10 protein-coding genes and 1 CRISPR repeat array are annotated in these 15,748 nt (G+C 60.7%); of the genes, 7 read left to right on the top strand and 3 right to left on the bottom strand.

The window, feature by feature from the left end:
* The first annotated feature begins 79 nt into the window (after positions 1–79).
* The 4 genes from A4H34_RS03355 to A4H34_RS10890 are packed head-to-tail and all read left to right on the top strand — an operon-like array spanning position 80 to position 7,993.
* Positions 80–2,185 carry an RAMP superfamily CRISPR-associated protein gene (locus A4H34_RS03355; protein ID WP_064231073.1) on the top strand — a complete coding sequence of 702 codons (2,106 nt, stop codon included), beginning with the start codon at positions 80–82 and terminating at the stop codon, positions 2,183–2,185.
* A 2-nt stretch (positions 2,186–2,187) separates the two neighbouring features.
* Positions 2,188–3,261: a hypothetical protein gene (locus A4H34_RS03350; protein ID WP_064231072.1), complete on the top strand. Its 1,074-nt coding sequence runs from the start codon at positions 2,188–2,190 to the stop codon at positions 3,259–3,261.
* Between the two features lies 1 nt (position 3,262).
* Entirely contained in the window at positions 3,263–5,851 is a 2,589-nt protein-coding gene (locus A4H34_RS03345) for a hypothetical protein (protein WP_064231071.1), read from the top strand.
* A gap of 18 nt (positions 5,852–5,869) precedes the next feature.
* Entirely contained in the window at positions 5,870–7,993 is a 2,124-nt protein-coding gene (locus A4H34_RS10890; RefSeq protein ID WP_156510236.1) for a hypothetical protein, read from the top strand.
* Positions 7,994–8,157: 164 nt separating this feature from the next.
* Here A4H34_RS10890 and cas2 read toward each other — a convergent pair whose 3' ends face one another.
* Positions 8,158–8,445: a CRISPR-associated endonuclease Cas2 gene (gene cas2, locus A4H34_RS03330; RefSeq protein WP_064231068.1), complete on the bottom strand. Its 288-nt coding sequence runs from the start codon at positions 8,443–8,445 to the stop codon at positions 8,158–8,160.
* A complete protein-coding gene (gene cas1, locus A4H34_RS03325) occupies positions 8,436–10,706 on the bottom strand; it encodes a CRISPR-associated endonuclease Cas1 (RefSeq protein ID WP_064231067.1) in 2,271 nt (756 codons plus the stop codon). Before cas1 ends, cas2 begins: the two co-directional genes overlap by 10 nt.
* 432 nt (positions 10,707–11,138) lie before the next feature.
* Positions 11,139–12,350: a CRISPR direct-repeat array (repeat unit 37 nt; unit sequence GTCGGAAAGCACTGAGCACCAGAAGGTGCATTGAGAC).
* 40 nt (positions 12,351–12,390) lie between these two features.
* Here cas1 and A4H34_RS03320 point away from each other — a divergent pair.
* The gene (locus tag A4H34_RS03320) at positions 12,391–12,633 is read left to right on the top strand and encodes a hypothetical protein (RefSeq protein ID WP_064231066.1); all 243 of its coding nucleotides are present in this window, start codon (positions 12,391–12,393) and stop codon (positions 12,631–12,633) included.
* A 258-nt stretch (positions 12,634–12,891) separates the two neighbouring features.
* Here the strand turns inward: A4H34_RS03320 and A4H34_RS03315 are convergent, their stop codons facing one another.
* A complete protein-coding gene (locus A4H34_RS03315) occupies positions 12,892–13,563 on the bottom strand; it encodes a DNA-3-methyladenine glycosylase (RefSeq protein ID WP_156510235.1) in 672 nt (223 codons plus the stop codon).
* A 163-nt stretch (positions 13,564–13,726) separates the two neighbouring features.
* On the opposite strand from A4H34_RS03315, the gene A4H34_RS10885 reads away from it, so the two are divergent.
* Positions 13,727–14,539 (top strand): hypothetical protein, encoded by an 813-nt coding sequence (locus A4H34_RS10885; protein WP_197480403.1) that lies wholly within the window; start codon positions 13,727–13,729, stop codon positions 14,537–14,539.
* A gap of 470 nt (positions 14,540–15,009) precedes the next feature.
* Complete coding sequence (locus A4H34_RS10880; protein WP_156510233.1) at positions 15,010–15,696, top strand: hypothetical protein; 687 nt, start codon at positions 15,010–15,012, stop codon at positions 15,694–15,696.
* The last annotated feature ends 52 nt before the right edge of the window (positions 15,697–15,748 follow it).

Below are 15,748 nucleotides of genomic sequence, written 5' to 3'. Positions count from 1 at the left end.
CGCACGGCACCAACCCAACAACACTAACCAGCGCCAATCCGACGTCGCCGTCCAAAGAGACCGCCAAGGAGGAGAACCGATGAGTCCTACGCGATACAGGCTCGACGTCGTTCTGGTGACGACGTCGCCCATCCACTCCGGCGGGCCGGAGGAGGAAGTCGACAGAAGGCCCAAAGCGATCGGCAACGACGATCGAAACGCCGTTCCGCAACTATTCGCGCGCAACGCAAGCGGAACGCCCGTACTGACAGGACGCTCGGTCAAAGGTGCGCTGCGGGCCGCATTCTTCGAGGCGCTCGACCGCAATCTTGTCGAACGCCCGAAAATCCTGAATCCCCAACGATTGAAGGACCTGTGGGGCCGGGAAGAGGTCAAGGGCGGGGACGACGCTCCTTCCGGCTGGGCGTCGGCGCTGACCTTCGAAACAGTGTCCCTCGGAGGCGTCATGAAGGCGGATTCGTTCATGCACCGCCCGGGCATAGCCATCGATCGCTACTGGGGATCGGTGGGCGACGGCGCGCTCTTCTTCCACGAAGTGGCCCCCGAAGGCCAGAAACTCCATCTGGGGATCACCGCCGAAGTCGACCCGCGCCGGTTCGCGAAAGAAGATAAGCCCACGATCGAGGAGCTCGAGGCAGACGTCAAGCAGCTATTCGCCGTGATTCTCGGCCTCCTCAACACGGGCCGCGTCGCCTTCGGAAAGCGCAAGGGCGCGGGCTGGGGACGCGTGAAGATCGACGAGGAAATCAAGGACGGCGAGCCCAAACTTCGCTACTCCTTGAAGAAGGCACGCCTCAACGACGTCGAAGGCCTCAAGGCCTGGCTGAAAGGGAAGCCCGTTAGTGGGACCGACTGCATCGAACCGGCAAAGCTCCGCACCGGCAACCGAATCACAATCAAGATCCACTGGGAAAGTCCAACGGGGATTCTCGTCGCCGAAACTGACGAAAAGAAGCAAGCCGGCAAGGAAGGCAATAACGAGAATTCCGCAACTGAAACCAACAAGGAGAGCGAGAATCAAAAGGGCTCAGAGGCGAATCGAAAGAGCTCAGACGCGGTGCCTCAAAACGCTCGAAGCAGCGAGAAGAGCCTCAACGCCCAAAAGGGTGCCACAAAGCCATCGGCAGCTGACAAATCCCAGATAGTTGAGAAGCCCCGGGAAGGTGACAAGTCGTCGAAAATGGGCGAAGCCGAGAACGCCGACGGGCAAAAGGACCCTGGGAACGTGGCGCGCCCGTTGCGGGCATACAAAACAGCCGACGGCAAACCGAAGGCCCCTCTGGTGCTGCCCGGAAGCTCGGTCCGGGGCGCGCTTCGCGCACGTGCTTCAAGGATCGCCCGGACGATTCTCTACCGGAAGCGGGAAGACGAGACGCGGGATTGGTCCAATGTGCCCGTCCACGACCAGCTCGCCAACGATCCGACGCTTGTCCGCGCGCTGTTTGGAACGACGGAGCGGCGCGGGGCGGTAACCGTCTTCGATACGCTCTCCAAGCTAGGCGAAGACAGCAAAGCCGAAAAGCTGCGCACCGTCGCCCACAACGCCGGCGATCGATGGACGGGAGGAGTAGCCGACAAGGCTCTCTACTTCGAGGAGTATCCAATCCCAGATTGGGAGCCGCTTCATATTGAGGTCGACCTCGACCGAATCGTTGACCCTTCGCAGGACGAGGGCAGGCCAAAAAACAACGCCATATCGAAAGACGACGACGGATTAAAAGGCGATCGCGGTCCGAAAGCCGACACCGGGCCAAAAGCCGACGCCGAATCGCGAGTTAAAGGCGAACCTCAAGCCGACAGCGATCCTCAAACCGACAGCAGATCGCAAGGCACTCCCAGCGCAGACGACCAGCGAAAGCGAATAGACCTCGGCCGCCGACGAGCCGCAATCTGCCTCCTAGGTTTGACCCTCGCGGAGCTCGCAACCGGGACGCTCCCGCTGGGCAGCCGCGGAACCCGCGGAATGGGCGAAGTGAAGGTCAACCGCTTAACCATAAAAGGACCTGAAGACATCCTGCCTCCGCCTGCACAAGAGTGGGACATTCGCGACGACGACGGTGAATCCATGGCGGAGAAACTTCTCGCCCAGCTCCGAGGAGTCAACAAGAAGCTCCAAGAAGGCGCAGCTGAGGGTTTGGACCTCAATTGGACGGACTTTCTTAACGAGAAAGACAAGAAGGCATAACGATGAGTCAGAACAACCCCACAACACAACGGAACAGCGGCAGGTCACACGAGTGCGCGGAATCCGCTGACACGAAAGACCTTTCCACCCCGCTCCGCGAGGCAAAGTGGCATCGCGTCTTCATCCCGAACGCAACGCTCAGCGCCGCATTGGAGCGCGCGCGAGCAGCCGCAGCGGAACTGACGCAGCAGCTCGCATCTGTACAGGAGGCCTCCGGGCAGGACGACGAACCTGGAAGCCCATCCCAGAACTTCCAATCCCGGATTTTCCAAGGGATCGCCTACACGACGTCGGGCGCGAAGGCGATCATCCGGATCGACGGAACCTCCGTGGGCTCACCTGAGGCCACGAGCTCTCTTGAGTCCGGTACCGCCTCTGATGGCCACAACGCGACCACCGTCGTCGGGAACGTCCCATCGCCGCTCGTCGATTCGTCGCATGAACGCGTCCCCCTCAACACTGTGTACGAACTCCGCCTGTGGCAGGTGGTCGCCCTGGAAGGCTCCTCGGAATGCCCCCAGTTGGGTGAAGTGCCGAATGACACCCAATCGAGTGGATCTGCGAGCAATCGCGGATCGGGTGAGACAGCAAGCAATTCCGATGCGAGCAAGAGCGCCAATAGGCGCGATTCGAACGGCGTCCTCGCCCGCGAGATCCGCTGGCTCAATGGGAGCGGCTGCGCGGAGATCGTCGTCGAACGGCTTCGAGAAGGCCAGGAGCACGAGGCAACCGTGTGCAAAAAAGCAAAAGATGACGGGAGAAACAAAGACAACGGGGCGAAAACGATCCACCAAAGGTGCTGGTATCGGGTGAACGAGTACCTCCAGCACGGCGCGGATATTTCCGGCAAGCACAAGCTTGACGAAACCGACATCATGCGCAGCATAGAAGTCTTTGTCGAGGAGTCAAAGTTCGGCGATGAAGAGCCGGAGTCCAGCGACAAGGAACCGAAGTTCGGCAATACGGTGTTCGCCGACGAGCTCATGACCGGAAGGTGGCGTAAGAAAGTGGGCAGAAAAATGATCGGAACGTCGGCCGCCGCACAGCAGCTCGCAGCGATAGGGAAGGAAAACTGACATGGGCACATTCCATTCAGCTGTCAATCGGATTCCTGTTCCTCGCCGGAAGGCGCATAACCTCGTCGCCGAGGGAATGCTGCCAAAAGACATCTTCGGCGACGGCAGGGCTCCTGGCCACGACCACCTCAAACGCGAAGGCTGGTCGGGCACGATCGACCTCGAGATGACGGTCCGCACCCCGCTCGTTTTCGGGGACCAATATAGGGAGGACGCCGAAGGCAACCGACTAAAGGAATCCGACGGCCTAAAAAAGATTCCCGGTTCTAGAAACGTCGTCAAAGTGCCGATGGATGGTTTAGGACAGCCGTTCATCAGCCCGACGATGGTCAAGGGAATGGTCTCGCGCGCCTACGAAACCTTGACAGCCTCGCGATTCCGAGTGTTCGGCGAGCACCGTGATCCGCTCACCTATCGGGTGGACCCGTCGCAAGCGAATCAGCTCTTTCCCGCGAGGGTCTGCCGCGACGAGGCCGGCAACCTCGCCGTCGAAATCCTCAACGGGAAAGGCGAAAAGAACGAGATGGCGCTTCTGGTCGACTCCCTGAACATCAAAGGCATCGAAGTCGTTCGCGAAGGTCACACGCAGCCTGCCCCAAACGCGAAAGCGCCTCAGCGCCCGCGAGTGCCCGGAGCCGGACTGCTTCCGCCTGCAGAGCAGGTACTCAAGAGGTTTCGTTCGCTAACTCCCCACGGGGATCCGGTTCGTGTCGGTTTGACTCGCCTCAAAGACGGCACGCCTGTGGTTACGCATGTGCGGCGCGAGGCCACCGGCAAACTCGAAGAGTTCTTCCGTGTTACGCGAAAGGGCTATCGGAGTGCCAGACCCATTGAGGTTGAGGGGTACGCCTGCCGCACAGCACCCGAAGGCAAGTTTGCAAGCGACCTGTTCGAGAACAAGAAGTACGAGAGGTTCTTCTTCAAGAGCGATTCCTCAGGGAAAGACATCTCGGGAACGATTCTGCGGCTCACTGAAACGAACATTCGCGACTACGGGCTGATTATCGAGAGCTATCGCAAAGCGTCGGACGAGTACAAGGGGCCCGAACCTCATCTGCTCAATCGCGCGTCGCAAAAGCGCGAGAATCGAGCCGCAAACGGCGCTTCAGCACAGGCCGACGACGCACCGGCGTCAGCCGGCGCATTCGAACCGACCGACGACGCGCTGACGCCAACTGACGGAACACCTGCATTGGCCAAGAACGCACCGACGTCGGCCGACAGCGCATCGGAGCCAACCGGCAGCGCACCCGCATTGGCCGACAGCGCTCCGGCGACGATTCTCGCGGAGGGCGACCTCGTCTTCGTCCGCCTCGACACTGACGAGGTGCCCGACTGCTACGGCAAAATGCTCAAGAGCGTCGCCGTATGCGAAGTTCTGCCCACGATGGTCGGACGGCGAGCGTATCAAAAAAGCCCGCGGGAGCTCGCCGAGAATCAGCTGGTCACTCCCCCGAAGAATCGCGACGAAGCCTCTCCGGCCGACAGGCTCTTCGGCTACGTCGTGCCGGAAACAATGGGGAACGCCAAGGGCGGCGACGTCGCCTATCGCGGGCGCGTCTCCTTTGGACAGGTCGACTCGTCCGGCGTGAAAGTGTGCCGCAAGGAGAAGAAGCTGGCACCGCTGCTCGAACCAAAAGTCTCTTCCGCCCGGCGCTTTCTGACCGACTCCGGCGGCACCACTCGTCGGATCAAAAAAGACAATGAGAGCGCCGGCATCGCTCCAAATGACAGAAAACAAGAAGTCAGCGTCAAAGAAGAAAAGGAAGAATGGCGTCTCCTTGCCCGGAGAGAATATTTCGGGCCAGGTCAGCTTCTCGGCGCAGCCGCCTACCCCGTTCACCGCAAACCGCAAGTCGACGAAACCGGCTTCCTCAGAAGCGCAACCGAGCTTCCCCAGCTCGACCTCGAGCAGGGCAATGACGACGTCCGGATCACCGCCAAAACGTGGATCGAAACCGGAAGCTCGCTCAAGTGCACGTTGCGCTTTGAGAATCTCAGCAAATTTGAGCTGGCGTCCCTTGTGTGGGTGCTCACTCCGGAAAACCTCGTCCCGTTGGAGGCGCGAAATCGGACTGAGAACGCTGAAGAGAAGGCCAAAAGCGAAGCCGGCAAGGGGGACGGCGAGGCACCCACCAAACCCGTCGGATTCCTGCGCATGGGCTTGGGCAAACCGCTCGGTTTGGGCGCCGTGGAAGTGCGCATAGCCGAAGGCGGCTTGAAAGCCTGGCGCGGGCGCAGCCTCGCAAAATCCTACGAATCGCTGGAGGCATGCCTCGGGTTCGGGGCGAAAACGCGCAAGCCGTCGAAGTTCTCCTTGAAGAAGCTCATGCGCGAGGTCGCTCCCGATCGCCGCTTGGACCTCGACCGCCTGCCATGGATCCAGGCGATGCAGCGTGCGGCCTACGGCTATGACGACGGCGTCGAAGTCCGCTATATGTCCCTGGCCGAAAACAAGGCGAACAACCAGACGAACAGCAAAACCGGCGAACCGCAGGAAGGCCGCGGCCTGTCGCCCACTGACCTCTGCGGCTCTTCTCCGAACACCAAAACATACCGTCCGTCCCCAATGAGAATTTCGACGGACTGACAGATCTGGGAACCCACTATGAGTGAGAAAAACACCGACGATTCTCGCGCTACCGGCCATGCACCGAGAGATTTCCAGCCGTTCCATTCGGCCGTCAATCGGATACCGCTGCTTCGAAAGAAGGCGAAATCTCTCGGAAACAAGGTGTGGAACCTAAAGCAGAAGCATCGTACTCGTGGTCAGCTGACGCGGGAGCAGACCGGCCTCGAACGCGAAAGAACCGTTGCCCGCAACGCCGTCGGCCCATTCGCCAAAACCATCTTCCACGACGGTGTGGCCGAGGGTCACGACCTCTTGAAACCCGATAGATGGTCGGGCTCGATCGACGTGGAGATGACGGTTCACACCCCGCTCGTGTACGGCGGTCAGGACGATGATGAGGAAGACGATGCTCCTCGGGACCAGAGCAGCCAGAAAAATCGGAAAGACGAGGATCGTCGGAACGGCAACGATCACAAGCGAAAGTCCCCGATACGGGTTCCAACTTATCCAGCAGTGTACGGGCAAGCACCAACCGATTGTTCCGGAGATTCGGCGACGGACATTGAGAATGTGTCCCAAAAGAAATTGCCTTTCATGAGCCCGACGATGGTCAAAGGCATGATCTCGCGAGCCTACGAAACCCTGACGGCCTCACGTTTTCGGGTATTCGGATCTCGGTCTCCTGATACAGGCACCGACCATCGAACCCGTTTGACCTACAGGGCCGGCCGCTCGAAGGAAACCTACAAGAAAAGCCCGTGGGAACTCGCCAAAGACCAATGGGCTCTTCCTCTGTCTAAGTCCAAGGACGCATCGGCAGCTGACAGACTTTTCGGTTACGTAGTTCAAGAGAACAATGAACGCGGCAATCCCGAAGAAACTGACCCCGAAAGTGCACCGTTCGGAACCGCGCTTCGAGGACGCATAATCTTCAGCCCCGTCAAGATCCTAGGACCCAGACCTAACCCGCAGGAACCCGCTGAGAGCGCCATAGAGACTCTAGGCGAGCCCCATCCCCTGCCGCCGCTTCTAGAGCCCAAACCGTCGTCAGCCCGGAGGCTCATCACGGATGAAGAGGGCAAAACACCGCTTGCTGCGGGTGCCCCGCCATCGGGCAGTGCGTCAACGCCGGGAAGCGCGGCGGCCTCCGGGAGTACCTCGGCCAAGGCAAATGCTCCAAATTCGAGCCGTCAGGCGATTGCGCGCAGCGAGTGTTTCTCACGCGGGCAATTCTTGGGAATCGCCGCATACCCCGTGCACCGTTGCCGTTTGGGGCGGAACGAGCTTCCCTCGGCGGGCGGGCAAGTCCTTGCCAATGGAAAGGAGACTGAAGAGAACGTCAAGGTTTCCCTTGCCGTTGACTCTTTCATACGGGCAGGTTCGGTACTGCGTTGCCAGATCCGTTTCACAGGCCTCGCACAGGAGGAACTCGCAGCCCTCCTATGGGTTCTCACGCCGGAGAACCTCGTGCCGCAGAGCGAGCGCAACAAGCACGCTCATGCCGAAAGCGAAGGAAACAAGGCACAGCCCTCTGCAATCGAGCCGCCTATCGGATACCTGCGCATGGGGCTCGGCAAGCCGTTCGGACTAGGGGCGATCGAGGCGAGAGCCACGAGCATGACGGCGCACAAAGGCGAAGACCTCGCAGAAGGATACGAGGCGCTTGATGGATGCCTCGGTTGCATGCCGACATGGCCCGAAAGCCCGTCGCCCGGCATCGCGGACTTCTCTTCGGCTCTTGACGATTACAAACTTGATGAGCAGCCCTGGGTCCAAGCCATGCAGCGCGCAGTCTATGGTTACGACGATGGCGTTGAGGTTCGATACATGTCCCTCGACGAGAACAAGGCGAACAACCAGACAGACAAAAAGGGGAATCCGAAGCGTGCACGTCTCGAAGACGGATCGTACGAAGAACGCGGTGTTTCTCCAACCGATCTCTTTTCTCCCGGTCCGGATTTTGAAACATATCGGCCTGCTCCAATAAGCATCTCAGTTACCAAGAAAAACGATCGAAAGAATCGCAACGGACAAGGGGGAAACAAAAGCGACATTAATAGCTCAAGGGAAGGTAGGAATAATAATTCCACCCGCAACGGCAGCAAAGCCCGCCGCGGCCGCGGCCGCCGCGGCCGCCGAAAGCAAGGTCAGACTCGCTGACTATGAGGATTACCGCCGCATAGCACTCATGAGAGCCGGACCGTGCCCATGAGAATTTCCACTATAAACTGCCTATGAAAGCCATCGCCCGCGAAAGGGAAATCCGGCCCGCGCCCAACCAGCAAAGGTCGGGCCGGGCCGAACGATTGCCTTGAGAATACAGCTCACCACACCCCGCTGTACAGGCCGACGTCGTCCAGCGCCGGCGCCGTTCCGAACACCTCGGCGCGCCCGCAGCAGGCCGCGCACAGCGGGTAGACGTGGACGACGTCGTCGGTCTCGCTGATGAGCTTGTCGATGCGCGCGCAAACCTCCGAGAGCTCCTCGTTGCTCAACCGCAGCTGGAAGACGGACTCCTGCATCCGGTAGCCCCACCCTTGCAGATAGTTGGCCAGGCGCGTGCGGCGGCGGTTGTTTGCGACGTCGTAGGCCACGATCACCGTCAGCGCCATGACACGCCCACCCAGTCGTAGCCGGGCTCCAAGATAGCACGGCCGAGCAGCTGCGCGCTGTGGTGAATGTGCCTGCGCCACGGGCCGGCGAACCCCGGCAGAGCGCCCTTGACGCTGCGCTGAAGAGTGGCCTCGTACCCGTCGACCACCGCTTTCTTCCCGTCTTTGGTGAGCCAGACGCCAGCGCCGTCGTCAGACGGGCCCGCATGCTCCGGGCGCAAACGCCGGGACCGAAGAAGCCCGAAAACCATGCGGTCCACGAGCAGGGGGCGGAACTCCTCCATGAGGTCGAGGGAAAGGCTGGGGCGTTTGTCGGTCGAAGCGTGCAGCACTCCGAGCGACGGCTCAAGCCCCGCGGCGAACAGCGCGGCGGTGCATTCGCCCAAAAGCAGCGAATAGGCATAGGAAAGGGCGGCGTTCGCCATGTCCCTCGGCGGACGCCTGCTGCGGCAGGGAAAAGAGACCTCCGGCGGAAGCAAGCCCGCCACGCACGCGAAGTAGACGTTCGAGGCTGCGCCCTCCATGCCCATGATCTCCTCGATGCTCGCGGCGTCGGGCAAGTCCGCCATAATGCAGCGGATGTCGCGGCACGCCGCTTCCAGCCCGACGACGCCGGCAGCCTCACTAGCAACGCAGGCACCGCCGACAGCCGCAGCCGCGCTTGCGCCGCCGCCGGAGGCCACGCCCGCATTACCGCACACCTCCATCCCGTCGCCCATGGCCGCGCCCGCGCTTTCGACGTCGCCCGCGCTCCCCTCCCTTTCCCTGCGCGCGAGCCTGTGCAGGACGTGGAGCTGGTTGCGGAGCTTGGCCCGCACGATGCTCCGGGCGAGCGGGAGCCGCGCCTCTTCATCGGCCGCGAACTCCGCCTGCCTCAGGAGGCGCTGGGCGTTTGCCGTCGATCGCGGCCCGGCAAGCTGGCCCAAGTAGGTGCCGCGGCGCGAAAGGCAGAGCACGTCGATGTCGTTGTACAGCGCCCACGAGCGCGCCCCGGCCGAAAGGCCGACGTTTCCCGTGAGCACGATGCGGCTCACCATTCGCCGCGGGATCGACATTTGGGGCAGCCCGTCGGGCGTGTCCACGATCAGCCGCTCCTTGGCCACGTGCACGCGGGAGCCGTCCCGTCCGACGTACACGACGTGAACGGGGGCGGCGGCCTCGGCGGACGGCTCGAGCGGCCGGTCCTGCGAATAGTCGATGCCGAGATGGCAGAATCCTTCGTCGAAGCTGGTCATGGCAGTTGCATCCTCGTTGATCGTCAGCCCGCGAGAGCGGACAAGTTCGGATATAAGGGCGAGCCCGTCCACGAGCTCGGAGCGCCCCGGCGCGCACATTGCGATTTTGGAGCCGTGGCGGAGATAGGCGAATCCGGCGTCGCACATCGCGTCGTCGACGTCGGTCAAAGCGAGATTCTCCAAAAGAGGGCGAAGCGACGAGCCTTCGAGCACCCCTCGCAGCCTGTCCTCGGCACCCGGTCGAACGCCTTCGAAGCGCGGCAGGCCGAGCAGGCAGAGGAGGTCTAGCGTGCGCTCGCAAGGCACGCCTCGGCGGAGCGTTTCCAGAGCGTCATCGAGGTCGACCCCGGATGCGCACCCCTCGATCTCCAAGAGAAGGACGTTCGCGCAGCCTTCGCCTCGCAGGCGGGTGAGGCGGCCGACGACGGCGTCGATTCCGAGCCCGGTGCGCGCCCCGAAAGAGCTCGACGATTGCAGTGCCTCGGCCGCCGGGCCGACGGCAGCCGCAACAGCGCGTTCCACTATGCCGTCCCGCAGCGAGGGAACCCACAGGACCGGCGCCCCTAAACCTCCGCGCAACGGGCCGAGCCTTTCGCGCTTGAGCGGATAGAGCGGGCCCGGCTTGTACAGCCCGGTTCGGAGTTCGGCGGAGAGCCTGTCAAGAAAGATGGCGAGATCGGCCCCTATCTCTTTCGCTTGGCGTCGAAGCTGCTGGTCAAGGATGTCTTCGGCCAGCACCGCGTTCCACGCGGCAGCCAGTTCTTCGAACGACGTTAAGCGCTCAAAGACGCTCCCGAACCCGGCAGCGCCCCGGAAGGCAGATCCGGCTAGCGTTGGCGGGCGGGCCTCGCCGTCGAGGCCGGGAGCGCCCAAGCGGAGTTCCGGCGGCTTTTCGGCTCGTTCGGAAGTTCTTGCGATTTCAAGGATGCGAAGCGGGTAGCGATCCTTTCCGAAGCAGCCCGATCCAGCAAGGATCGGACGACGCCGGAAGGACCCGCGCGCTTGCGAATGTAGTGAAGCGTCCATTGCTTTCTAGCCTTTAATAAGTCTGGTATGTGTTTCCGCGTCGTTGACGCAGAGGAGCACCCAATCTCCGATCCTGTGTTGTTGATTTTCGATCTGGTGCTTTCGCGTGATTTTGATTTCAGTGTAGACCTGTATCGGTTATTCCGCTGGCAAAATAGGCATCACTTTGCAGCAAAGGATTCTGGATGCCCAGTAAGACGAAGTTAACTCTGGCGTAGTCGTAAGGGGGCGATTCTTTGGCTTGGGTTCGTTGGAAGCCGGTGGCGTACTGGCTGGTAGGGGGCGTCGGCGGCGCTGGGATGGTTTGTGGCGGTATTTCGCGGTTGTGTGGTTTAATTGGACAGGTGCGAGCCGATTCGATGTGGTGCTTTCCAGGTCGGCGGCGATTTCGTTCCGGTAAACGGCGTTGTGGCGCGGTTTTCTGGGGGCGGAGTCGGAAAGCACTGAGCACCAGAAGGTGCATTGAGACTCGATGTTCGTGCCGAACAGTTCGTTGCAACGCGTCGGAAAGCACTGAGCACCAGAAGGTGCATTGAGACATGGCCAATTATACGGTTGGCGCAGATTTTGCGTCGGAAAGCACTGAGCACCAGAAGGTGCATTGAGACCTGCACTTTTTCCAGCCCGGCAATCACTCGATCAAGTCGGAAAGCACTGAGCACCAGAAGGTGCATTGAGACCCCTTCTAGGCCCGAGCGCCCTATTTAGTACTTGACGGAGTCGGAAAGCACTGAGCACCAGAAGGTGCATTGAGACCGGTCAAAGCAGGAGTCTGGTAGTGGTACACCCACCCCTGTCGGAAAGCACTGAGCACCAGAAGGTGCATTGAGACTACTGGTTGACAGCGCTCATGGTGCTGACGATCGAGTCGGAAAGCACTGAGCACCAGAAGGTGCATTGAGACTTAGACGATGTAATCGTAATGTCGGTGCACAAAGCATAGTCGGAAAGCACTGAGCACCAGAAGGTGCATTGAGACCACGTTGGGATAAATGTCAAGCAAAGGAAGACAACTGGTCGGAAAGCACTGAGCACCAGAAGGTGCATTGAGACCACAACAAGCCCTGGCCTTCGCACGGACGCTCCACCAACGTCGGAAAGCACTGAGCACCAGAAGGTGCATTGAGACATGACGCTTGAGCAATCACCCCACCCATCCTTTCAGTGTCGGAAAGCACTGAGCACCAGAAGGTGCATTGAGACGTGGGCGCAGAAGGATGGGGACTTGCGCTGCCTGTCGGAAAGCACTGAGCACCAGAAGGTGCATTGAGACTACTTGACGAACGTCCGGCCCCTGATCTCCTTCTCGTCGGAAAGCACTGAGCACCAGAAGGTGCATTGAGACCAATAGCAGCCCCATCGATCCCCCGGGCCTCAGACAAGGGTCGGAAAGCACTGAGCACCAGAAGGTGCATTGAGACGCAATAATCGAGGGCGTGATTTCCGGGCAGATCGAGTCGGAAAGCGCTGAGCACCAGAAGGTGCATTGAGACTCGGTCCGTCTCAGGTCACTGCGCATGCGCACCACGACGTCGGAAAGCACTGAGCACCAAAAGGTGCATTGAGACGAATACGGACGGCAGTCTCGAGGTTGTCTGCGATCTCCAGTCGGAAAGCACTGAGCACTAGAAGGTGTATTAAGGCCTTGAGCGCGACGGGTCTCTGCACTGTCGACACGAGTCGAATGGAGCTGGGCACCGGGAGCATGGCGCTCTGCGGGCTGCCACGCAAGGACCACGCGGCGTCGGACGTACGGATTCGCTTCGTCCGACGCCGCCTTGCGGCCAGTAAGCGCGGCGATCGGATCGCTGCCTTCCTCAACGTCGCCCTTGAGACCGATGGTCCGGCGGCGCTTCAGGCCGGACTCGGTTACATCGCCGAGGCATCAGGATCGCCAAAGAAAGAGGAATCGCCAGGGCGCGAGTAAAGGAGTATGCGGAGCTGGCCTGGGCACCCATCCGTATTCGGCCGCTTATCCACATCTGGCCCCCGGCCGCCCACCCGCATTCGGCCGCCTATCCACATCTGGTCTCCGGCCTCTATGGCGACGTCACCAAGGTAAGAAGAAAGGAGTAAGCAAAATCAGCTTGGCCGCTCATTCGCACTTGGCGGCCGACTTGCAAGAGTCGCCTCGAACGTCGCCTCAGTTTTGCCGCGCGTGCGCGAGTCGGCTTGGCTCAGACGCTCATTTGCGCCTGGCCGCCGCCCTGTAGGGCGAAACGGTCGGATCGCCGTCGATCCAGAAACGCCAAGGGAAAGCCTCGCCGTCGCCGCCGGGCCCGGCAACGCCGACCCGCGGCCCGCTTCGCACCAGTTCCGCCGGAACGGCGTCGGCGGGCCCGGCCAGCTCAAGGCAGATCCGCGAACCCGCACCGCCCAGAAGTTCGCCGTCGTCCTCGCGCGTCAACCCCAGCGCCGACGTCAGCCTGGCCGGCCCGCGCGCCAAATCCCTGTCCTTCCGAGCGGCGGGCCGCCGCCCGCGTGCGACGTCGACGCCCTCCACAACCTCGCCGGCGCGCAGAAGCACCGCGCGCGAAACGCCCTCCGCCCCGCACACGACGTTCACGCAGTGGTGCATCCCGTACGTGAAATAGACGTACACCCGGCCTGCCGCCTCGAACATCGAAGAATTGCGGGCCGTCCGGCCGCGGAAGGCATGCGACCCGGGGTCGATCTCGCCTGCATACGCCTCGACCTCCGTCAGCCGCACGGCCACGGTCCCCTCCGGCGACGCCACCGCCAGCCTCGCCCCGAGCAGTGCGGGGGCGATCGCGACGACGTCGTTGCCCGACAGCAGCTCAACGAGCTCGGGCGCGATTGTGGCCGGCCCCGGGCCGGCGGATTCACGTGGAGTCATGACTCCAGGTTATCGGCCGACCCGCTGCGCGGCTCGCATGGCCGCTCTTTGGCGTTGGCGTCTGGGCGGACTGCGCTAGGCTGAGTCCGGGCGAGTTGCGCGCTAGTCTGAGTGCAATCATGAAACTTATGCATCGATTAGCCACTTGGTCAAGGAGAACGAGATGATCGAAAGCCGATTTCGTGTCAGCCGCGCGGCGGGAAATGACGGTGTTTCCGGCGCGTGCGGTCAAGAGCCGGGGAGGGACTCGGACATGCGGCGGCGTCCTAGCGGGAAAGCAACCGAGACGATGCGCCTCTGCCGCAAAGCGGCCGCGCGTTCGCTGATCGCACTCGCCGGGTCTGCGGCGCTGCTGGGCGGATGCCGCGCGGACTCGACGTTGGAGTTCAAAACCGACGGAAGCGTGAGAACAGAGATCGTATTCGAAGACGACACCGACTCAATGCGAACGCTCAAAGGAAACTGCGACGACTTAAAGATCGCTATACCTGTCAGCCTGGAATTCCTCGATGGGGCAAAGATCGATAATATTACAAAACCTGGAGGGGTGTTTACTTGCAAAGCAACGTCAAACACACCCATAAACAGCATATACGGCATTAGTTTAAGAAAATTAGGAAATTCTTATTCGCTTACATACGAGCCTTTAAAGACAGGAAGAAGAATTCCAATTAAGACTGCACAGACAACGATTATCATGCCAGGAAAAGTTCTTAAAACGAATACAGGGACAATTCACGGCAACAAAGTAGTAATCGACGGGACAGGCTATCTCACAGACGGTTTTCAGATCACCTCAGAAGCGAATGGCACGAGTAGTTCGCCGTCACGCTCAGACAGCGCGAAGAAAGGGCTGCCTTTGTGGATGTGGGTCCTTATCGGCACCGGAGCCCTGACCGCAATTGTTGGGGCTAGCGCCTTTTCCGTGAGGAAAGAGAACGCGGATTCCAGTCGCGTCGACGCCGGTTTCGATTAAAACCCGCACTGGCCTCGACTAAAACCGGCATCGGCTTCGATCAGAAAGACAAGGCCATCCTGGAAAGCACGGGCATACGCTGTACCGCTCTTCTCAACTGTCGAAAGGTCTGAGAACCTCGAACGGCGGCATACGTCTTCTTGCGGTGGGGGGCTGGTTTTGCCTCTGGACGTTCTTGCTTGCGCCAAGTCTTGCGCGCTCGTTTCCCTCTGGAGGCCGGGCTTCCCTCTGGAGGCCGGGCTTCTTCTGAGACTTCGACGTCTTTCCGGTGTCTCGAAGGCTGCGTCTGCGGGTGCGGCTGAACTAGACTGGACGGTAAAAGTGCGGAACTGCCGCGTCGGTCGTTGGGCAGGAGGCTCGGCATGGTTTGTGGGCAGCTTTTCGGCAAGGGGATGGAAAGAAGGCGGCGTGCCTGTTGGCGCTTTTCTGTACGGGGACCTCAACGTTCTCTGAAGCAACGGGGCCTTGCGATGCTGTGCGCAGCAATATCAACGCTGCTGTTGGGCGGGTGTCGCACGGACTCGACGTTTGAGTTCAAAGCCGACGGGAGTGTGAGGACGCAGATCGTATTCGAAGACGACACCGACTCGATGCGAACCCTCAAAGGAAACTGCGAACAGTTAAAGAACTATATCGGACCAGTGGGCCAGTTCATTGTTGATGGAAAAATGGAGGACGTCACCCCTTCCGGCGGCCACCTAACTTGCAAAATCACATCGAACACACCAATCGAAAGAGCAAAGTTCACAACTGAAGGCAATTCCTACACTCTTGCGCTTAAGCCTACGAGTGAGACTAAAGAGGATATGGAGGGGTTGACTGCGAAGACGACGATTGTCATGCCCGGGAAGGTAGTCAAGACGAGCATCGGCGCCATTCGAGGGGACAAGGTCGTGATCACAGGGGTCGACTATCTGGTCGACGGCCTGAAGATCACCTCAGAAAAGGAAGGATCTCGCGGCTCGTCTTCCAATCCTCAATCTAGAAGCTTCAAGGGCAAGCGCCCTTCCGGCGCGGACAATGGGCATGGCTTTCCGCCGTGGGCGTGGGCTGCCGGTTTGAGCGGGCTAGGTTTGGCCTTGGCGGGCCTTGCCGTTGTTGCGGCTCGAAAGAGGCACCCTCGAAATCCCCAAGCAAACCCGCCCGGCCATTTCTGAGGCGAGAAGGCGGCTGCGCATTCGACGCCTGCGCAGGCCGGGCTAGGCTGTG

Source organism: Peptidiphaga gingivicola, assembly GCF_001652275.1.
Classification (GTDB): domain Bacteria; phylum Actinomycetota; class Actinomycetes; order Actinomycetales; family Actinomycetaceae; genus Peptidiphaga; species Peptidiphaga gingivicola.
This window is presented reverse-complemented; position numbering and strand designations above follow the sequence as displayed.